This is a genomic window from Pseudoalteromonas sp. Xi13 (assembly GCF_003952205.1).
In the GTDB taxonomy this organism is placed as follows: Bacteria; Pseudomonadota; Gammaproteobacteria; order Enterobacterales; family Alteromonadaceae; genus Pseudoalteromonas; species Pseudoalteromonas atlantica.
Genome location: NZ_CP034440.1, coordinates 769,751 through 789,680, shown reverse-complemented (window position 1 = coordinate 789,680; position 19,930 = coordinate 769,751). Strand labels below are relative to the sequence as shown.

Annotated in this window: 21 protein-coding genes; 7 read left to right on the top strand and 14 right to left on the bottom strand. The window is 42.1% G+C overall.

Features of this window, described 5'->3' with window-relative positions:
• Positions 1–10: 10 nt before the first annotated feature.
• Positions 11–1,060, top strand: coding sequence for a DUF2955 domain-containing protein (locus EJ103_RS19915; RefSeq protein ID WP_004586263.1), 1,050 nt, complete (start codon positions 11–13; stop codon positions 1,058–1,060).
• Positions 1,061–1,141: 81 nt separating this feature from the next.
• Here the strand turns inward: EJ103_RS19915 and arfB are convergent, their stop codons facing one another.
• Positions 1,142–1,555 (bottom strand): alternative ribosome rescue aminoacyl-tRNA hydrolase ArfB, encoded by a 414-nt coding sequence (arfB, locus tag EJ103_RS19910; protein ID WP_024033019.1) that lies wholly within the window; start codon positions 1,553–1,555, stop codon positions 1,142–1,144.
• Positions 1,556–1,748: 193 nt separating this feature from the next.
• On the opposite strand from arfB, the gene EJ103_RS19905 reads away from it, so the two are divergent.
• Positions 1,749–2,321: a short-chain dehydrogenase gene (locus EJ103_RS19905; protein ID WP_126009628.1), complete on the top strand. Its 573-nt coding sequence runs from the start codon at positions 1,749–1,751 to the stop codon at positions 2,319–2,321.
• An 89-nt stretch (positions 2,322–2,410) separates the two neighbouring features.
• Here EJ103_RS19905 and EJ103_RS19900 read toward each other — a convergent pair whose 3' ends face one another.
• From EJ103_RS19900 to EJ103_RS19880, 5 genes are read right to left on the bottom strand one after another with little or no spacing between them, the layout of a single operon-like run.
• Positions 2,411–3,157 carry an SDR family oxidoreductase gene (locus tag EJ103_RS19900; protein ID WP_206435501.1) on the bottom strand — a complete coding sequence of 249 codons (747 nt, stop codon included), beginning with the start codon at positions 3,155–3,157 and terminating at the stop codon, positions 2,411–2,413.
• 10 nt (positions 3,158–3,167) lie between these two features.
• Entirely contained in the window at positions 3,168–3,872 is a 705-nt protein-coding gene (locus EJ103_RS19895; RefSeq protein WP_126009624.1) for a histidine phosphatase family protein, read from the bottom strand.
• Positions 3,872–4,945, bottom strand: a complete 1,074-nt coding sequence (locus tag EJ103_RS19890; protein ID WP_126009622.1) for a phosphotransferase family protein — start codon at positions 4,943–4,945, stop codon at positions 3,872–3,874. The genes EJ103_RS19895 and EJ103_RS19890 overlap by 1 nt, the downstream gene beginning before the upstream one ends.
• Positions 4,946–4,957: 12 nt before the next feature.
• Positions 4,958–5,779 carry an SDR family oxidoreductase gene (locus EJ103_RS19885; protein WP_126009620.1) on the bottom strand — a complete coding sequence of 274 codons (822 nt, stop codon included), beginning with the start codon at positions 5,777–5,779 and terminating at the stop codon, positions 4,958–4,960.
• Positions 5,780–5,788: 9 nt separating this feature from the next.
• Positions 5,789–7,009: an acyl-CoA dehydrogenase family protein gene (locus EJ103_RS19880; RefSeq protein WP_126009618.1), complete on the bottom strand. Its 1,221-nt coding sequence runs from the start codon at positions 7,007–7,009 to the stop codon at positions 5,789–5,791.
• A 115-nt stretch (positions 7,010–7,124) separates the two neighbouring features.
• Between EJ103_RS19880 and EJ103_RS19875 the strand changes: the two genes are divergently transcribed.
• Entirely contained in the window at positions 7,125–8,033 is a 909-nt protein-coding gene (locus EJ103_RS19875; protein WP_029772865.1) for a LysR family transcriptional regulator, read from the top strand.
• Between the two features lie 57 nt (positions 8,034–8,090).
• Here the strand turns inward: EJ103_RS19875 and EJ103_RS19870 are convergent, their stop codons facing one another.
• The 3 genes from EJ103_RS19870 to EJ103_RS19860 form a co-directional block, all read right to left on the bottom strand.
• Entirely contained in the window at positions 8,091–8,963 is an 873-nt protein-coding gene (locus EJ103_RS19870) for a bile acid:sodium symporter family protein (protein ID WP_126009617.1), read from the bottom strand.
• A gap of 1 nt (position 8,964) precedes the next feature.
• Positions 8,965–10,950: an AMP-binding protein gene (locus EJ103_RS19865; protein WP_126009616.1), complete on the bottom strand. Its 1,986-nt coding sequence runs from the start codon at positions 10,948–10,950 to the stop codon at positions 8,965–8,967.
• Positions 10,951–11,079: 129 nt separating this feature from the next.
• Complete coding sequence (locus tag EJ103_RS19860) at positions 11,080–11,886, bottom strand: class II aldolase/adducin family protein (protein ID WP_126009615.1); 807 nt, start codon at positions 11,884–11,886, stop codon at positions 11,080–11,082.
• Between the two features lie 90 nt (positions 11,887–11,976).
• On the opposite strand from EJ103_RS19860, the gene EJ103_RS19855 reads away from it, so the two are divergent.
• Entirely contained in the window at positions 11,977–12,906 is a 930-nt protein-coding gene (locus tag EJ103_RS19855) for a LysR family transcriptional regulator (RefSeq protein WP_024033009.1), read from the top strand.
• Here the strand turns inward: EJ103_RS19855 and EJ103_RS20320 are convergent.
• The 5 genes from EJ103_RS20320 to EJ103_RS19835 all read right to left on the bottom strand — a co-directional run bounded on the left by EJ103_RS20320 (position 12,890) and on the right by EJ103_RS19835 (position 17,259).
• Positions 12,890–13,333: a hypothetical protein gene (locus EJ103_RS20320; RefSeq protein WP_241232325.1), complete on the bottom strand. Its 444-nt coding sequence runs from the start codon at positions 13,331–13,333 to the stop codon at positions 12,890–12,892. The genes EJ103_RS19855 and EJ103_RS20320 overlap by 17 nt on opposite strands.
• Positions 13,246–15,264 carry a TonB-dependent receptor gene (locus EJ103_RS19850; RefSeq protein ID WP_241232324.1) on the bottom strand — a complete coding sequence of 673 codons (2,019 nt, stop codon included), beginning with the start codon at positions 15,262–15,264 and terminating at the stop codon, positions 13,246–13,248. Before EJ103_RS19850 ends, EJ103_RS20320 begins: the two co-directional genes overlap by 88 nt.
• Before the next feature lie 163 nt (positions 15,265–15,427).
• Positions 15,428–16,165 carry a phytanoyl-CoA dioxygenase family protein gene (locus tag EJ103_RS19845; protein ID WP_126009614.1) on the bottom strand — a complete coding sequence of 246 codons (738 nt, stop codon included), beginning with the start codon at positions 16,163–16,165 and terminating at the stop codon, positions 15,428–15,430.
• On the bottom strand, positions 16,162–16,752 hold the full coding sequence (locus EJ103_RS19840) for a uracil-DNA glycosylase family protein (protein WP_024033006.1): 591 nt from the start codon (positions 16,750–16,752) through the stop codon (positions 16,162–16,164). The genes EJ103_RS19845 and EJ103_RS19840 overlap by 4 nt, the downstream gene beginning before the upstream one ends.
• 150 nt (positions 16,753–16,902) lie before the next feature.
• Positions 16,903–17,259 carry a VOC family protein gene (locus EJ103_RS19835; RefSeq protein ID WP_006793291.1) on the bottom strand — a complete coding sequence of 119 codons (357 nt, stop codon included), beginning with the start codon at positions 17,257–17,259 and terminating at the stop codon, positions 16,903–16,905.
• A 222-nt stretch (positions 17,260–17,481) separates the two neighbouring features.
• Between EJ103_RS19835 and EJ103_RS19830 the strand changes: the two genes are divergently transcribed.
• Genes EJ103_RS19830 through EJ103_RS19820 form a run of 3 tightly spaced genes read left to right on the top strand, consistent with a single transcriptional unit; the run spans position 17,482 to position 19,744 of the window.
• Positions 17,482–17,820: a hypothetical protein gene (locus EJ103_RS19830; RefSeq protein ID WP_126009613.1), complete on the top strand. Its 339-nt coding sequence runs from the start codon at positions 17,482–17,484 to the stop codon at positions 17,818–17,820.
• Entirely contained in the window at positions 17,817–19,412 is a 1,596-nt protein-coding gene (locus EJ103_RS19825) for a PepSY-associated TM helix domain-containing protein (protein WP_126009612.1), read from the top strand. The genes EJ103_RS19830 and EJ103_RS19825 overlap by 4 nt, the downstream gene beginning before the upstream one ends.
• A complete protein-coding gene (locus EJ103_RS19820) occupies positions 19,409–19,744 on the top strand; it encodes a DUF3325 family protein (RefSeq protein ID WP_126009611.1) in 336 nt (111 codons plus the stop codon). Before EJ103_RS19825 ends, EJ103_RS19820 begins: the two co-directional genes overlap by 4 nt.
• Positions 19,745–19,930: the final 186 nt, after the last annotated feature.

Below are 19,930 nucleotides of genomic sequence, written 5' to 3'. Positions count from 1 at the left end.
TGGAGGCCGTATGACTCAAGCTGTTAGCCAAGCACCGCAATTAGACTCAAACGGTTTACGCCAAGCGCTGCGTATAGCCGGTGGTTGCACCATAGGGTTTACTATTAGTAAATTAATGAACTGGCCATACGGTATATTTTTTACTGTTTACCCTATGTTGCTACTTGGTTTAGTGCCGGTGTTAAATAAAAGCATTGTGCGCCAGTTTTTAGCCAGTGCCGCTATTAGTATTCCAATGGTTTTAATTATGCAGGGCTTGTTTTCGCACCTTCCGGTACTGATGACCATTATTGTATTTTTAGCGTTTTGCTTTTTGTTTTATCAAATGAGCTCAGGCGCAGCTTTTTTATTTGGCGCACTAGGCGTGGTTGGGTTGTCGATTCAGCTGCACTTTTCAAGCTATGTAACCGGTACAAGTAGTGTATACCCGCTTATTTTAAGTAATGGTTTGGCTACTGTTCTCTCTATTGTTATAGCGTTTGTTATGCATGGTGTTTTTCCTGATGTAACCGCGCGTGCCGTAAGGGCGGTACCCGCTAAAGCCAAAGAAAGCATTCGCCATGAGGTATTATTATGCGCAACGGTTGCTACGCTTTCGTTTGTGGCGTTTCAAGTCCTCGATTTACAAGATTCAATATCGGCGCAAGCCTCATCGGTATTAATTTTGTTTTCGCTGTGCTGGAAAGCCGCAGGTATGGCCGGTTGGCAGCGCGCTATTGGTACATTAATTGGCTGTAATGCTGCGCTGTTGGCGCAAGTGTTATTGTATAATCACTCTGACTTTTTATTGTTTCCGGTGCTTATACTGTGGACGTTATCGTTTGTATTTAGCCGTTTTCATATTATTGGTGGCGGCGCACCGGGCATAGGATTTGGTGTGTTAACCACGTTTGGTATTTTGTTTGGCAACTCACTAGGCCCCGGGCAAGACCTTGTTTATAGCGCCATGTATCGCTTTAGCTCTGTTGCGGTGGCTATTGTGGCTAGTTTATCTGCGGTGTATGTAATGCACCATATATTAAATCGCTTTAGTGCCACCCGCCATCATACCTACGAATAGCCCACTCACGCCTACGGTTAACTATTAGCTGTAGGCGTAAATTAAGCATACTTTACTGTAAAGCCTTATAAACTTAGTGAGTTATAACTTAATGTTACCGCGCAGGGCTTTGGTTTGCCCATGTTTGGTTTTTTTATCCATGCGCTTGCGCTGCGAGTTACGGCTTGGCTTGGTTGCGCGGCGGGCTTTGTTTACCTTGGTTGCACTTAAAATTAAATCTTTTAAACGTTTTAGTGCATCTTCTCGGTTAAGCTCTTGGGTGCGAAAGCTTTGGGCTTTAATTACCACCACGCCCTCTTTGGTGATCCGAGAGTCGTTTAGCTTTAATAGACGTTCTTTGTAAAAATCGGGTAACTTTGAGCGGTTAATATCAAAGCGTAAATGAATGGCGCTGGCTACTTTGTTAACGTTTTGGCCACCGGCACCTTGCGAACGTATAGCAGTTAGCTCTAGTTCCCATTCATCTATAGTGACAGTATTTGAAATAGTTAACATTACGTTCAGCTCTTATCGACAAAAATGCAGTATAACATTTGTAACTATATTTGTGCTGAATCAGCTTAAGTTATAGAACTTTAAAGTATTTATACTACTTTATAGCCTAAATACAGCTAATACTTTAGTTATGTATTGGCAAGCGCTTACATTTAGTTTTTAATGGCTTTAATTAAATAATAGGAAACGCCCAATGAAAAAAATAATTTTATCACTTAGCTTATTAGCAATGAGTTTTTCAAGCCTTGCTGAAGATATTAGCGAAGGCCAATTACAAAGCTACATGAAAGCACTGCCGGCTGTTTCTGGCTGGGCTAGCAGCCAAGATTCGTTAAAAAACCTAGATTTAGCAAGCATGCTTGGTGGCTCTGCAGATCAAAATGTTGAAGAGCAAAGCTCTCTTGCTAATAGCGCATTAAGCATGATTAAAGAGCAAGGCTTATATAAAAGCTTTGCCGATATTACTAACCGTTACGGTTTTTCGCCTGAAGAATTAGTATCTGTTGGCTCAGAAGTATCTATGGCTTACATCGAAAACCTTAAATCGGGTCTTTCAGCTGAAAACCAAGAAACAGCAAATAAAGTAATGGGTGGCCTGCAAAGCCTTAAAAGTGCTAAAAGCAGTGACGCTAGCTCGTTAATGGGCTCGTTTGGTAAGGCTTCAAGCGCGGCTGAAGAATCTACAGACCCACTAGTAAGCGAAAACAACCTTGAGCTTGTGAGCGAGTACATGCCACAGCTGCAAAAGATTTTTGCACTACTATAATTTTACAAATAACCTAAACGTAGGTTAAGTAAACACGTACATAAAGGGTGGCATTTGCCACCTTTTTTAATGCCTAAAATTTAAAAACCTTACGACATTTTACGAATTGTACTCAGCGGTGCTATTCGTAAAATCCAATGCAGGAATGCCCACGGCCAGCTTGGCACAAAGCTGTTGGCTTTTTCTTTATTTATTGCTTTTACCAGTGCTTTGCAGCCAGTTTCGGTATCAACAATAAACGGCACTGTTTTTACTTTTTCGTTTATTTCGCTTCTTATAAAACCTGGATGTACGCAGCTTACTTTTATAGGCGTGTGCATTACATCTATGCGTATGCCTTCACTTAATGAGGTAATAGCCGCTTTAGTGGCGGCGTAAACAGTCATGGCGCGCCTAAAACCACGTACAGCACTAATAGATGAAATAGTCACTAAATGACCATGGTTTTGCGCTCTAAAAATTTCCATTGCGGCCTCAGCTTGCGCAAGTGCGGCCACAAAGTTAGTTTGTGCGGTTTGTTTGTTGGCATTAAAATAACCCGTACCAATAGAGGCTCCTTTGCCCATACCAGCGTTTATAATCACTCTATCAAGGCCGTTAAGCTCTTCTTTAAAGGCGTTAAATACGCTAAATACTTGCTCGTGGTCGTTAACATCAAGCACTTTTATGCTAATGGTTATATTTGGGTTTATTTGTTCAAGCTCACTTTTTAGCTGCTCTAATAGCTCAAAGCGCCGAGCACATAAAGCAAGATTACAACCTTGTTTTGCCAACTCTTTTGCCATGCCTTTGCCTAAGCCTGAACTTGCACCTGTTATTAGTATGTTTTTGCGCATAATTAGATCCTTAGGTGTATGTAATTAATTTTTGTTGTGGGTGGCACTCTAAAAAGTGATGCTCATTTAAACTACTTATCGTTAATTTTTGATTTTTTCCTTTGCCGCGCGCCACTACTTTGGTTACGCCTGCGTTTACTAAGCTCCAATTAATATCAATAAAGCGCTCGAGCTTTAGCCCCATTAAATGGCTGGTTATAATGCTAATAGGCCCGCCAGAGGTATAAATAAGTACCTTTTTACCGTGGTTTTCATTGGCTATTTGTTCAAGCGCGCCAAGTACACGCGCAGTAAATGCATTAAAGCTTTCGTTATATTGAGTGCTGTCGGGATTGAGTACCCATTGCTGTATGGCGCTAATAAATACCGTTTTAAAGTATTCCATAGGCTCGGCTTGCTTGCTAAGTGCCGCGCGAACTTGGCTTGGAGTGGCAAGCTGTGGTTTATAAACGGCTAAAATATGTTCGTGATCGTACTCGTTTAATCGCGCATCGTTTATTAATACCGGCGCATTATTAGCACTTGCTAAACTTAGCTCTGCGGTTTGATTATGGCGCAGCATACTGCCTGCAAATACAGCATCGGGCGTAAGCTGCTTTTGTGCTAAATATTCACCTAGTAGTGTGGCTTGCTGTTGCCCTTTTTTTGAGAGCGTATCGTAATTATCAGCCGAAAAACTGGCCTGCCCGTGGCGTACTAAATATAAAATACACATTAGACTTTACCTTGGTTGTTAATGGCTTTTTTACAGCGCCATAAAAGGTAATGTACAAACACCCAAAAGTGTTTAAAGGCGGGGTTTTTAGTTTGCCCATGGTGATAGCGGTAATAAATTTGCTGCACAATGCCGGCAAGCCTAAATAGCCCGTACACTTCGTAAAAGGTAAAGTCATCTACGGTTATATTCATTTTTTTACAGTAGTAGGCCACCACTTCTTTGCGCGTTAGCATACCCTCTAAGTGAGTGGGTTGACGGCGTGTGGCTTGGGCTAAAAAGTCATCTGCTGGCTCTACCCAGTAAGCCAATGTATTGCCCAAATCCATAAGTGGGTCGCCAAGGGTGGCAAGTTCCCAATCTAAAATACCCAGTACGTTGGTGTAGTCGTTTGCATCAAGCACAACGTTATCAAACCTAAAATCGTTATGTGTTATGCAAATACGCTCGTTACTTGGCATTTTGTTTTCAAGCCACTTAATGACTTTTTTACCGCTGGGTACATTCCAAGTTTTGGCTTTAGTAAAGCGCTCGCTCCAGCCGCTAATTTGGCGCTGGGTGTAGCCTTCGCCTTTGCCTAAATGGCTTAAATTGGCCTGTTTGTAATCTACTTTGTGTAACTCTACTAGGCAGTCGAGTACGTTTTCGCACAGCTTTTTAGTGCGCTCGGGCGTGGGGGTTAATCCGCGTGGTAAATTTTTACGCGGAATAATACCCGTAAGCTTTTCCATAACGTAAAAGTCGGTGCCGAGTATGTTTTCATCGTCGCAAAACGCCTCCATGTTTGGCACATAGCTGTAAACTGGTTTTAGCGCTTGCTGCAGCTTATATTCACGGGCCATATCGTGTGCGCCTTTGGCTTTGGTGCCTTTGGGCGCACGGCGTAAAATAAGCGATTGCTCTGGGTACTCTAGGCAGTAGGTCCAGTTTGATGCCCCCCCTGCGTATTGAGTAACACTTGGCTCGCCAGTTAGCTGTGTAAGGTGCTGTTTAAGCCAGGCATCTACTTTTTGTATGTCGAGCTCTTCGCCTTGGCGTACGTTTTTGGCTTGATCTAATAATTGTGTGTTCATTGCTAGCCTTTATTATTTTGATTTTAAACGTTGCATAGAGCGTGTTTTTTTCAGCATGTTTTTAATGTACCACTCAATGGGGAGTAGTTTTTTCATTAAAAAGGCCTGTTTACCTAATTTATGGGTCAAAATTAAAAATGGGCGGTTAAGCGACTGCTGATAAATAATATCGGCAACTTGTTCTGCGTTTATGGGGGAGCGCTCAAAGGCACGGTTAAGCATGGTTTTCATGGCCGGCTCGCTGGTGCGCATGGATTCATCAAGATTGGTTTTAAAAAAGCTCGGGCACACAACACTTACATCTATATTATCGTGGGCGAGTTCGAGCTTTAGGGTTTCGCTAAAGCCTATAACCGCCGCTTTTACAGCGTTATAACTGCTCATAAACGGAATAGGGGTAAGCCCTGCTTGTGAGGCTATATTAATAAAGTAGCCACCGCCTTGTTGCACAAAGGCGGGGTAAAACGTTTGGCACACCCGCACCATAGAGAGCAAATTAATATCCATAATCCACTGCCATTGCTCAAGCGATTCGCCCTCAAGCGGGCCGCCCGTGGCCACGCCTGCGTTATTTATAACAATATCTACGCCCTGCCACTTGGTCTGGATAATATCGTAAAGCCCCTTTACATCTGCTTGCTTGGTTACATCGCAGGCGTAAAAAAAGGCATCGCTTTTTAGTGCTTGCAGCTCACTAATGGTTGTGGCTGCACGCTCGGCGTTTATATCGGCAATACAAATTTGTAAGTTAGCGCCCAAATTACTTGCGTAACTCAGGGCTAACGCTTTACCCAGCCCTGTTGCTCCACCTGTTATTATTAGTCGTGTTTTCATGGTGTTGCCTTAGCGGTATTTGTTAAGTTCGAGGCGCGAAACCATGCCCATATGTACTTCGTCTGGGCCATCTGCAAGGCGTAAAATACGCCCCATTGCATTAAACGAGGCAATAGGAAAGTCGCTCGACACCCCAGCGCCACCAAACACTTGTATTGCCATATCTGAGACCATTTGCAGCATATTAGGCACGACTACTTTTATGCTCGATATTTCGGTCATGGCGTGTTTAACGCCTTGAGTATCTATTTTCCATGCCGCGTGTAGGGTTAATAATCGGGCTTGGTCTATTGCCATACGGGCTTGCGCAACGCGTTCTAAATTACCGCCTAATTTAAGTAAGGGTTTACCAAAAGCGCTGCGCGACAGCCCGCGTTTAATCATGAGCTCTAAACAGCGCTCTGCTGCGCCAATTGCGCGCATACAATGATGAATTCGCCCAGGCCCCAGGCGCCCTTGTGCGATGGCAAAACCTTTGCCTAACCCTAAAATAAGATTTTGTTTTGGTACGCGTACGTTATTAAATTCCATTTCGCCGTGGCCGTAGGGGGCATCAAAATCGCCACAGGCACTTAGCATACGCTTAATGTTTACACCGGGTGTGTTTAGCGGCACAAGTACCATTGAATGCTGGCTGTGTTTATCGTTTTCGGGATTAGAAAGCCCCATAAAAATAGCCACCTGTGCATTAGGATGACCAAGGCCGGTGGTCCACCACTTTGTGCCATTTAAAATAAGCTCGTCGCCATCAACATCTATGGTTGCTTGCATGTTTGTCGCATCTGATGAAGCGACATCGGGCTCGGTCATGGCAAATACTGAGCGAACATCGCCATTTAATAATGGGGTTAACCACTGCTGTTTTTGCTCATCGTTTGCAAAGTGATAAAGTACTTCCATATTGCCGGTGTCGGGGGCATTACAATTAAATATTTCTGATGCAAATAAGCATTTACCCATTTGCTCTGCAATAGGGGCGTATTCTAAGCAGGTTAAGCCTTGGGCTAAATCGGCATCGGGTAAAAATAAGTTCCACAGGCCAGCGGCTTTTGCTTTAGTTTTTAATGGCTCAATGTGCTCACTTAGTTGCCAAGTGGTCCAATCGTTTGAATTATTTTTAGCATGGTTATGCGCAACTACTGCTTGCTCAATAGGCAATACGTGCTCATCCATAAAGGCGGTTACACGCTTTAGGTAGTCTTGGCTTTTTTGGCTTGGCTCAAAGTTCATTAGGGTTGCCTGTTTATTTTTTAGTTAACCCAGCATAAAACATTCGCCCCAATGAATTAAATGAAATATATTACCAGTTAAGTGTGAATTACATTCACAATGTGGGCGGGTAATAATGATTGAAGCTAAAAATATTCAGCAGTTAGATTTAAATTTACTTAAAATATTTGAATGTCTATACCGTGAAAAAAACATGAGCGAAACCGCAAAGGTGCTATACATAACGCCCTCAGCAGTTAGCCATGCTATAAAACGTTTGCGCAGTGTATTAAACGATCCGTTATTTGAGCGCCAAGGGCAATTAATGCTGCCCACCCCTGCGTGCCAACGTATGGCACCTGAGCTAATAGATTTACTCGAAAAATTACGCCAAGTGCTACAAGCCTGTGGTGATTTTAATTTAGCGACCACAGCGCAAACCTTTAAAATAGCTCTGCACGATGCAATAGAGCCTATTGTTTTGCCTAAATTGCAACTTGCACTGGCAAAACATGCTCCCAATGCAAGCTTAGCGAGCGTAAAATTAAGCCGTGAAGATATGCATAAGCAATTAGCTAATCATCAAATAGATATGGCAATTGATGTAGCACGGCCAATAAAAGCGCCCATTAGCCATGCTGTTCTCTCAAGTGATCACTTTTGTGTACTCATGAAAAAAAACCACCCGCTTAAAAACCAACTCAATATAGACAATTATTTAGCGGCTAAGCATGTTGCGGTATCTAACCGAGCAACCGGTACTGTTATTGAAGATATTGCGTTATTGCAATTGAGTTTTAATAGGCAGGTGGCTATACGTTGTCAAAATTATTTTGCAGCGAAAGAGGTAATAAAAGACGCGCCATTTTTACTTACTTTACCTTCAATGGTGGCAAGCCAACTGCTAGACGACACGCTAATAGCACGGCCAGTTCCCACCACTATGCCTGCTATTTATCAGCATTTATATTGGCATCAGAGTACTGATAAAGACGACGCTTTAATATGGTTACGCGGGCAAGTACAGCATATTTTTAAACGTTAATAGCTATAAAAAAAGCGCCAAACTTAGTGAACTAAATTTGGCGCTTCGCATTATTTTTTAAGCGTTTACAAAGCGTTTGTTTTTAAACTTAAGCCCAGCAATTAATAATAGCGGCCCAATAAACATGGCAAGGCCATATACACCGCCCGTTACTGCGTATTCGGGCTTATTTAAAAAGCTTATAGCAATTAAAATAGCCAGCGATGCGTTTTGAATCCCCACCTCAATCCCAAGTGTAAGCGAATCGGTCAGGTTAAGGTTTGAAAGCTTAGCTATGAGCAAGCCAATGACCATTGAGCCAATATTTAATGCAAGGCAGGCCCAAAATACAGCATCAAACGAGTTTATGAGTAAGGCGCGTTCTTTTATTACTAACGCGGCTATCATGGCGAGCATAAAAAATAACGAAAAACGCCTAAAAAACGGCTCGCTTTTAATCGCAAATTCGCTTTTAAAATGGCGCAGGCTTATCCCTATGGCTACAGGCACTAAGGTGATTACAAATAGCCCAAGTGATGTGGTTAATATAGAAAAATTAGCATCGTCTTGCGGCGCAAATTGGTGCATGGCAAAGCCAATAATAAACGGGGTGGTAATAATGCTAATAGCAGTTGAGGCAGCGGTTAAGCTTACCGACAGCGCTAAATTAGCCTTTGCCAGCTGGCTCACTACGTTTGACATAGTACCACCCGGGCACGCGGCTAAAATCATTAACCCTATTGCTATAGGCGTGGGTAAATTAAGTAAATAACACAAACCTAAAGCCAGTAGCGGCATGGCAATAATTTGGCCTAGTAAGCCCATAGCAATTGCTAAGGGCTTTTTAAAAAGCCGCGTAAAGTCGCCAACTGTAAGCCCAAGCCCCATGCCAAACATAATAAGGGCAAGGGCGAGTGGGAGTATGATTTCTGTTAAAAATGATGCGTTCAAATTAGGCGGCCTCTGTTGTTTTTAATGCCAGCACTTCGTAGTTAAATGAGTACGGAGTTAGCAACGTTTTTATCTGTTGTTGCAGCGCGTTTAACTCATCTTCATTAACTAAAATTGTGGCTTTTATGCCTAACTTTTTATCAGCAAACACATTTATTTGCACGGTTTTGTTGATTAATTGCTCGCTAAGAGCCTCTGTAATGGTTTGTTTTATTTCTAGGCAAACCAGTTCGGGCTTATAAATTTTACCTACGGCAGTAAGCGGTATTTCATCAATTATATAAATAGCTTTTGGTATTGCTGCTCGCTCAGGTATGTTGGCGCTAACATACGCGGTGAGAGCGTCAAGTTTAAGCGTGCTATTTGGGCTTAGCGTTACGTAAAGTACCGGCACTTCGCCTGCGTAGCAGTCGGGGCGTGGCACGGCGGCTGCAAGTGTTACATCGGGGTGGCTGGTTGCGGCATCTTCTATCATTTTGGGGTCTATATTGTGCCCGCCACGTATTATTAGCTCTTTTTGTCTACCACATAAAGATACATACCCGCTCTCATCTATTTTTCCTAAATCGCCGGTTCTAAAATACTGTTGGCCGTTTTGATCAACTACCCATGCGCCTTGGTTATGCGCATCTTCTACGTAACCGGGAAATACGTTATTACCGGTTATTATTATTTCGCCAACATCGAGTGTATCGCAAATTTTAACAAGCGTGCCTTGCTCGTTTATATCGGCAATTTTAAGCGTAATACCAGGTATTGGCAGCCCTACAGAAGCCTCTTTATTAATTGGGTTTACAGGCATTAACGTACTTACCGAGCTGCCCTCAGTTGAGCCATAACCCTCTACCAGTGGGGTGTTTGTGAGTTTAGTAAACAGGGCTTGTAAATCTGATGAAAGCGGCGCGGCCCCACAAATAGCAAACTTCATTTTAAGTGGTGGCACCGATATTTTTTGCGAGGTAATTTGCTCAACCATAGCCGCGTAAACAGTAGGTACAGCGGTCATAACGGCTACATCGTAATTATTAATTAGGGTGAGTAAGTTTGGAATGATGTTTTTACCTCTAAAGCCTGAAGGGCTTGCGAGTAAAATTTTACAGCCTTTCATAACCGAGGCTATGCCTGTGGCTACCGCCGCATTTACATGAAATATGGGCAAACCTACTAACATGGTATCGCCTGCGTTTACTGGCGAAAGTAAATTAACCTGCCCTGCATTGGTAAGCTGGTTTAAATGTAAGTGCTTGGCAAGTTTTGGTAAGCCGGTGGTACCACCCGTATGAAAATACGCGCACACATCGCTTTGCTCAGGCAAAGTAAAATTAGCTGCTTGCGTACTTTGCGCCGCGAGTAATTTTTTAAACCCATACACGGGTACTTTATTATTTTGCGAGCACGCTATGTCGTCACCAAATAAGCTAATAACCGCTTTTAGGCCAGGTATATGATCTTTAATTGCCATTACTTTTTGCCAAATATCGCTACCAGGGACTGGGCCTAGGGCAATAATTACTTTGGTATTGGCTGAGATCATAATTTCTTTCATTATGGACTCATCAAGCAAGGGGTTTATGGGGTTTGCAATGCCAGCGGCCTCTGCTGCCCAAAGCGATACATAGGTTTCAGGGAAGTTAGGTAGCACCAGCGAGGTTACCTCGGTTTTAGTAATACCCAACGAGTGCAATGCATTGCCAAGCCCTGTTACGTTATTGGCTAGCGCTTTGTAACTCATTTTACGGTGCGGATTAGCAAAGCTTTTACCTTTAAAGGTCCTTAAAATGCGGTGAATAAGCTTTTTTGCAAACGGAATTTGCGCTTCGCTAATGCAGTCGCCATCTAAAATGTACTCAATAGCGGTTGCATCACCAAAGTTTTTTGCCGATTGTAAAATGGCATGATAAGTAGAGCGAGGAAGTTGCTCTGGTGATATTTCAGCAAGGTTTAAATTGCCAATATCGGCGTGGTTTTTAATTGTTGTTATATTCATAAAACCCTCAACGTATCTTTATAATGTGTGTGTTTGCGTGTGAGTGCATAGTATTTAAACGCGGCTTTGGGTGTGTGGGCCATTACCGCGCAAATTTTAGTCTATCAAAATTAAGCTATTGCCAGTGTTTTAATCTAAAAAGCTGTTATCTTTTGCGGCAACGACCTGATACATGGGCTGAAAGTTCCCCCATGTAACTAGCTCTGAGCCATTGGCTTGTTTAGTCTGTAGCGCTACCTCGTGCGAGATAAGCTTAGGCTCGCCTGCGGCTTGCGCTAATAATTGGCTTTGGCAGCAGCTATCTAGCAATACAAAATTGGCAACTGCGGCATCAACCGACGAACCGACGGTAAGTAAACCATGGTTTTGTAAAATAACAGCGCAGTTGTCAGCTAGTGATTTTGCTATCATGTCGCCCTCTTCGCTGTCGGCTACTACGCCGTTAAATACATCAAATACGCTGTGGTTTTCGTAAAATACGCAGGCGTCTTGCGAAATTGGTTTAAGTAACTCACCTAATGCTGAAAACGCACGGCCATAACGTGTATGGGCATGGGCTACTGCGTTTACGTCGGGTCGCGCCATATGTATGCGTGAATGAATAGCAAACGCGGCATTATTAATCGGTGTGCTGCCTTCAATAATATTACCTTTATGATCAACCCGAATAAGATCTGATGCTTTAATATGCGCAAAATGCATACCCACAGGGTTTACCCAAAAAGTATCGGGCTCTATGCAGTCGCGAAGTGTTATGTGCCCCGCAAGTCCTTCATCAAAACCGTACATGGCAAATACTCTAAACCCAGCGGCTAGGCGTTGTTTTTCGTAGCTGCGTTGCTCGTTTAGGGTATTAAATTTAGGCGGCATAATAAGTTTAAATTTTTCGCTGCCTATGGTCATTTTTGCGGCTTGCTGCTCTAGTGTATTGCTCATAATAATCCTAAATTAAACTCTGTTGACTTTAGTTTAGCCTGGCTTAAGATAAATAGAAGTGATGTTAATTAATGGTTAAACATAAATATTATGCATGGAAAGATAGATTTAAACCTGTTTGTAATACTTAAAACGGTATACCAAGAGGGCAGTATTACCACTGCAGCGGATAAACTGCATTTAACGCAACCTGCTGTTAGCCATGCGCTTTCTCGCCTTAGAGAAAAGTTTGACGACCCATTATTTATTCGCCACGGTCGGCGTATGGTGCCCTCTCCTTTTTGCCAAAAAATAATAGCGCAAGTTATTGAGTCGGTGCAGGTATTAGAGTCAACCTTAAATAACGAACGGCTTTTTGATATAGCCGCCTTTAAGCGCGAAATAAAATTTGGCTTTAGAGATATTTTAGAATCGATATTTTTTCCGCCGCTAATGAGCGACCTACTCACAAACACCCCCAATATCACGATTAACAGCCGACAGGTGTCGCATGTTGATATGGAAAAATCACTCGAAAACCAAGAGCTCGATATAGTCATTGATGTGCTTACCCCTACCAGTAACCACATAAAAAACACCTTTATTTGTAATGAGCATTTTTCGCTAATTTGTAGGCACGATCACCCAATATTAAATGACTTAACCGTACAAAATTACGCAAAGGCATCGCACGCGTTGGTGTCGTTAAAAGGTGCGCAGGTAGATATTATTGATATGGCGCTGGCAAAGCATGCACTTGCCCGTAATGTAGTGCTTAAATGTGAGCATTATTTTGCGGCGACTAAAGTGATTAGCCAAAGCGACATGATAATGACCATGCCAAACGCGTACGCGCAGGTATTAAAAGAGCAAATGCCTGTGCATGTAACTAGCTTGCCGTTTGATGTGCCGTTAATGCCCGTGCACATGTATTGGCACGAACAAGCCGATGACGATTTAGTAAATAGTTGGATGCGAGAAAAGCTGCTAGGTTTAGCCCAGCAACTTATCCCTGCTGACAAACTTAAAAGCGGTAATTAAATTGTGCGTGATAACTGCGCCCACGCTCTGATAAAAAACGGTGTGCGTAGCTAATTACTGGCACATCGTTGGCCTGCGAAAAAGTGTGTTTATCGGTTAAATTTTTAGCCAATAACGCCACCGACCAATCTCCTTCACTGCTACCTAGCTCTATGCGTAAATTTAGCTTTTCAAAAGCGCTTTGCTTGGCTATTGGGTCAAGATCTTGCTCTAAAAAGTAATCGTCACTAAAGTTAAGCGCTAAATTGCTACTTAAAGTAAGGTTTGAAAACACCTCGGTATTGTAATCAATCGCTATATTGCCTGAGTAATCGGGAGCAAACGCGCCAGTTTGCCCGGTTAAATCTTGAAATGCTTGGCCAAGTAGCTCGCTTTGCATAACCGTTGGCGATGCACTGGCGTATTGTTCGTATTCAAAATCAAGCACCGCAAGGTTTGCCGATAGCTGCCAACTGCCCAGCGCGAATCGAGCTCAATCCCTTTTACTTTGGTTTCGGCGGCATTTTTAACTACAAATGCATTACCATTAAATTCAGATACTTGTAGGTCATCGTACAGAGTGTAAAACAGTGTAGCATTTACTTGTAGAGTATTTTTAATTGGCTCGGCTTTTATGCCAAATTCAAAGTTTGTGGCTTTTTCGTCGTCAAACTCAAAGCCTGAGTTTTCATCAACCGTGTTACCTTGTGAGCCATTTAAGCCAGAGCCATCAAAACCACCGGCTTTGTAGCCTATGCCAGCGCTTGCAAATAACATGGTGTTGTTAAACCCTAAATATTGCACACTAATATTGGGTGATAAGTGCGATTCATCACGCTTAGCGTTAAGGTTATGTACCCCCGCGCCCGAAAGCTGCCCTGCAATAGTGGGCGCAGCGGCATTAGCAAATTGTTGTACGGCTTGCGGTGTGTTTGGCTCAAATACGCTATACACACTTTGTACGCTGCTTACTTCTTTTTCTTCTTTTTGATAACGCAGGCCAAAATTAGCGCGCCATTGCGCGTTTACATTCCAAGTAAGGGCGGTAAATGCTGAGTAGCTTTGTTGGTCTTGATCAAACAGCGCATTTACGCCCAATGATGTACCCACTAAATCAGGAATAAGTAACGATGCACCAAATAAAATATCGTTTGGGTGTTCAAGCTCGCTGCTCATGTAAAAAATGCCCGCTACGTATTCAAGCGTGCGCCCTGTTGGCGAGCTTACTCTAAACTCTTGCGTAAACTGGTTATAGGTTTCTAAGTAGTCTTGTTTTATAAGCGGGATTTCTGAAAAGTCGGCGTCAAAGGTTGAGTCCCAATCGTACTCGCTATACGTGGTTACAGAGGTAAATTCGTATTCGCCATGGTTATGGGTTAATTTAAGTGATGCGTTATCAAGCGTGGTTTTACTTTGCTCATTAAGCCCACCTGGGTGACCATCGCCCGATACCGAACTTGTGTAATCAAGGCCCGAGTTGTCGCTTAATAAAAGTGAACGATACCCTACATTGCCTGGGTTAGTAGGGTCATTTGCTATTTGTAAATCTCGGTTGGGGGTATCAATAATGTATTGGTAGCGCGAGCCATGCGATTCAAACTCACCGTGTTCCCATTTAAACAATGCGTTTATATCATCGTTTATTTGCCAATCTATTGATAAACGTGCACCTGATGAGTCGTTAGATTGCTCATCACTTTGGCGTGCTTGGTTATATAAAAAGCCATCAACAGAATGATCAAACGCGGCAATACGAATGGCTAAATCATCGTTAATAGGAATATTTATAACGCCTGTAAAGCGCTTTTCGTTATCAGAGCCAAACTCTGCCGATACGTTGCCCTCAAGTACATCGGTTGGCGAATTTGAAACCATACTAAAGGCTCCTGCTGTGGCGTTTTTACCAAACATAACCGACTGCGGGCCTTTTATAAGCTCAAGGCGCTGCATATCTAAAAATGGAAATTTAGCCTGATGCCCGCGCCCTAAATACACGCCATCTTTATACATAGCAACCGATTGCTCAAAGCCTGAGTTAGTACCCGAGCCAATGCCGCGTACAAAAATACGTTTGCTGCTTGAGGTTTCGGTTATATGCACGTTAGGTAGGTTTTCGCTTAGGGCGAGTAAATCGTCAACACTGTTTTGCTCGAGGTAGTCGCCAGAAAGCGCTTGAATAGAGGTAGGAATATCTTGTAGCGATTGCACCCGCTTTTGCGAGGTGACGGTAATGGTTTCAAGCTCGCTGTTATTTACTTTTTGCTCGCCAGCTTGTGCCATACCCACGCTTAATGCGCTGAGCGTAAATAAAGTCAGTGTTTTTTGTTTTAAAAAGCTAGGTTTTAAACGTGTGTGTGACTGTGTGTGTTCAGTTGTCATAGCTGCAACTCCATTATAGAGGTTATTTTTATTGGATAATTTTGCGTCTATTTCATACTGACGAGTCTTAAAATAAATAACAGTGATGTTTATTTATTCAACACTATTAGTAATATTTATAGTTAAGCGAAAAAGTGTTGTGTTAAATGGGGTTATAGCGGGTTTAAAGCGGGTTAAAAAATATCAGTGGGTTATCGGTTTTATTAGCGATTGCCGAGCTTGGAGTGTTTGCTGCATTGATAAAGGCGGTAAGCTGTGGTGCATTTTCGCAAAAAATAATATCCAGTGCTAAACGGTTTTTGCCGTATAAGCCACGGTGAATCATATTGGCTGAAAACAACAGTAAATCTCCCGCATTAAGTTTAATAACTTTGCCTGTAGTTAGGTTATCGCTTGGCAGCTTATTATTTTTTGCAAAACGTACATTTAGCTCCTCTGGTGTATCCCAATTTTTATGCGAGTGGGGCACAAGCTCTATACCTGGCTCGTCTTCAAGGGCTAACCGGCAGTGCACTACGTCGGGCCCGTTTAACGCAGCTTGTTGCTCTTGCACATTTAAATGGTATTGCATATCGCGATGCCAATAATTTTTTTGTGTAACATTAACGGGATTAAAAAATAACTGAGTATTTAAAAACAGTGGCTCACTAATCGCCTGTTTTACACGCTTAATTAATTTGTTATCAGCTATTAAACTAAATAAAAACTCATTTTGCTGCGCCGTTAAATATTCACTATTTGTTATGCCCGAGCTATTAATTGCACGGGATTGATAAAACTCACGGTTATTAGTTTTCCACTGTGTATGAAAGGCATTAACTAGGAGCTTAATTTTATTTAGCTCTTCGGTGCTGTAAAGCCCCTTTACAAGCATATAACCGTTTGATTTATAGTTGTTCATTGTGGTTCTTTATTTAATATTGCAGCAACACGTTCAGCAAGTTCTGGCAGTACATCTTGTGCAAACCATGGATTCTTTTTAAGCCAAATATTATTGCGTGGGCTTGGGTGTGGTAGCACCAAATGCTCCGGCCAATACTCACGCCACGATTTTACTAACTCGGTTAAGGGCCTGTTTTTAGTATGCGGTAAATGATAAGCCTGCGCGTATTTACCAAGCACGATTGTAAGCTCTAAATTTGGCAGAGCGGCCAGTAATTGCGCTCTCCAAGCAGGTGCACATTCTTTACGCGGGGGTAAGTCGCCCGACTTACCTTTACCAGGGTAACAAAAGCCCATAGGTAAAATAGCTATTTTTTGCGGATCATAAAACTCATCAACACTTAGCCCAAGCCATTCGCGTAGGCGGTTTCCGCTGGCATCGTTAAAGGGCTTGCCAGTTTCGTGTACTTTTATGCCCGGTGCTTGGCCGGCAATTAAAATACGCGCATTGGCATTAAATTGTATAACGGGGCGAGCACCTAACGGTAAATGAGGTTCACAGATCACGCATTTACTAACTTGCTCAATTAAATTGATCGGATCCATATAAATCTGGCCTTAAATGCTTAAGTTTTGTTCTAAATGGCCATTTAGACCTAGTGAGTTGGTAAAAAATCGGTTTATTTTACTCAAATTAGTTATTAGTTGGTAAAATCGTGATCTCACTTGAAAATAACAACTAATTATTTGATATATTTATTGTTTTTCTGACCATACGGCAAATTCGTTACCACTGGGCTCGGTAAAGTGAAATCGGCAGCCACCGGGGAACTCAAAAATAGGTTTTACTATTTTGCCGCCATATTGCGCTACTTTTTTATAGGTAGCGTGAATGTCGTTACTGTAAAACACCAACAGTGCGGCCCCATGTTGAGTAAGTGATTTAAGCGGTGCTTTAAAAAAGCCACCATCAAGCCCCTGGCCGCTAAATGCCGTATACTCTGGGCCATAGTCGGTAAATTGCCAGTTAAACACGTTAGTAAAAAAGCTTTTTGTAGCTGTTAAATCGCACGCGGGAAACTCTACATAATTTAGTTTTTCGTGGTTGCTCATTTTAAATTTACTCATTGGCTTGCCAGTATTGACCACTGTAAACCTTCGTTATTAGCTAAGCAATAACCCTAAAACGGCAGAGATCAGTATTTTACTAACATGCTAGGCACTAATGTTAAATTAACTAGAATATACAAATGAGAATCGCTATCTTTTGTATTTGTAAGCTTTATAATAACGCCTTATTTTTATCCTCGTATTTGAATAAGGGATTTGTTAATTATGCAGGCACCTCTGCACATAGCACCTTTTACAAGAACTAACCTAGCTGCGCTTTTAAAAGTGGCCCAAAGCTATAGAGTGTTAGTATTTTTGCGTTTTATTATTGCCATAGTGGGTGGCTATGCATTTACCTCAGCGTGTATTTCATTATTAAGTGTACTGCTGCCCATTCCTAAGCAAGATGCCGTATTACTGTGTGTGTCTATCAGTATTTTAATTTACGCCGCAGTGTTTATTTATGCGTTTTCGGTTAAGTCGTTAAAAACTGTTTGGATCAGTATTTTACTAAGTACAGGTTTTTTTGTTGCTATATTGGCATTACTGAAGGGTTGGCTATGAAAGACAGTTTTTTTAGGTCGATGACCTGGCTACATACCTGGGTGGGCTTACTTACCTGTTGGATTATTTACGTAATATTTTTTGCAGGCACAGCGAGCTTTTTTAGAGACGAAATAAACTTGTGGAATCAGCCGGCTATACACAATGTGCAAGCCCAAACCGACAGAGTGGCCGCGCAAAGGCAGCAAATTATTAATGGCTTTGAATATTTAAATCAGCACGCTGAAAATTCCCCTAGTTGGCGTATTACCTTGCCCGAAGAGCGAATACCGTATTTGGTATATGGCTATGCAAAACCTAAAGAGCCAGGGCAGCGCCGCAGCCAGTTTGTAAATACCCAATTAAACCCAAACACCATGCAAGCGCTGCCTCCTTTTGTTGAAAGTAAAGGCGGTAACTTTTTTTATCGGTTGCATTATCAGCTTTATTATTTAGATGCCATAACAGGGCGCTGGGTAGTGTGTTTTGCCAGCTTTTTTATGCTACTGGCAATAATTTCGGGCGTGGTTATTCATAAGCGCATATTTAAAGATATGTTTACTTTTAGGCGCAATAAAGGGACTCGTAGCTGGTTAGATGCGCATAATTTAAGCTCGGTACTTGCCCTACCGTTTCATTTAATGATTACCTACACAGGCATTATTACGCTTATATTTATGTTGTTCCCCTACCCTGCGTTAACGACGTACGACAAGGGCATGCGTGGCTTTTTTAACAATGCAACACCTAGCAATAACGTGACTAATAACGCCCAAGGCAGTGCAGAATTGCTCCCTATAAACACTATTTTGGATCAAGTTTATACTAAGTGGCCTAGTGCAGATATTACGCGTGTTCAGGTTAGTAAACCGAATATGGCCGCTTCAACAGTAACGGTATTGGTAAGCCCTGCAAAGGCGCTTCGCGATCAATCTCCACGGCTTTTGTTTAGTGGTGCTACGGGCGAGTTAGTAGCACAAACTGATGACGAACTTAGCAGTAGTAAAGCACTTTATGAATCACTTAACTCTATGCATACAGGGCGCTTTGCTACGCCTTTACTGCGCTGGTTATACGTACTTGGCGGAATTGCAGGCTGCGTAATGATTGGCTCTGGCTGCATAATGTGGGCTAAACGCATACGCGAGCGTAATAAGGGTAAAGCCTCATTTGGCTTACAGTTAGTCGAAGGTTTAAACCTTGCCACCATTATGGGCTTACCACTGGCTACTTGCGCCTTTTTTATTGCCAATAGGTTACTTAGCCCGACCGTAGCAGGACGTAGTGAAAAAGAAGTTACAGCGTTCTTTTTAGCATGGTTAGTGGTTGCCGTTATGGCACTTTTAAAGCGTGATAGGCTGCAATGGCGTGTAATGGCAGCCATAAATGCCCTCGCGTGTTTGAGTGTACCGGCAATAAATGCGTTCACCACACAGGGCAATATAGTGAGCTACTTACTTAATAAACAATGGGCCTTGTTTATTTTCGATGCGGTATTTTTACTGTTTAGCATACTGTTTTTAGTACAAACCGAAAAATTACGTACTGCTTCTAGTGCATCTAAAAAAACAGCTAATAACCTAGCCAATAATAAAAAGAGGCAAAAAGCATGATTGATTTACTTAGCTTTAGCCTCTGTTTGTTTGCTTTTAATGGTTTTGCTTTGGCAAAACCAGCGAATTTTAAAACGGTGTTTACAACGCGTCCCTCTAAGCTGCAAAGTAATTTGCTGCTAATAGTTGCCTGGATCAGTATTTTACTAAGTTTATTGTTCTGTGTGGTTACGCAGCAGGGATACGGTGCTTTACTTTTTTGTGGCTTTATGGGGCTAAGTGTATTAATTATAACGATTTTTTATAATTTTATAGAAAAGTTGATTAAGCCATTTAGCTTTTTAAATATGTTACTGATTGGCTTATCAGGGCTATTACTGGTAGTAAATTAACTTTAGTTAGTAAAAATCTGATCCAAAGTAAGCCATTAATTTTAGGCAAAAAAAATGGCAAGCTATAAAGCTTGCCAACAATAGGGGGATATTCAGTATGTCCAACACTTGCATGTCTCGTTGCAAGTGCGGCTAATATAGCCCGAACATATTTAACTTACCTTACAGTGAAGTGATCGTTTTATT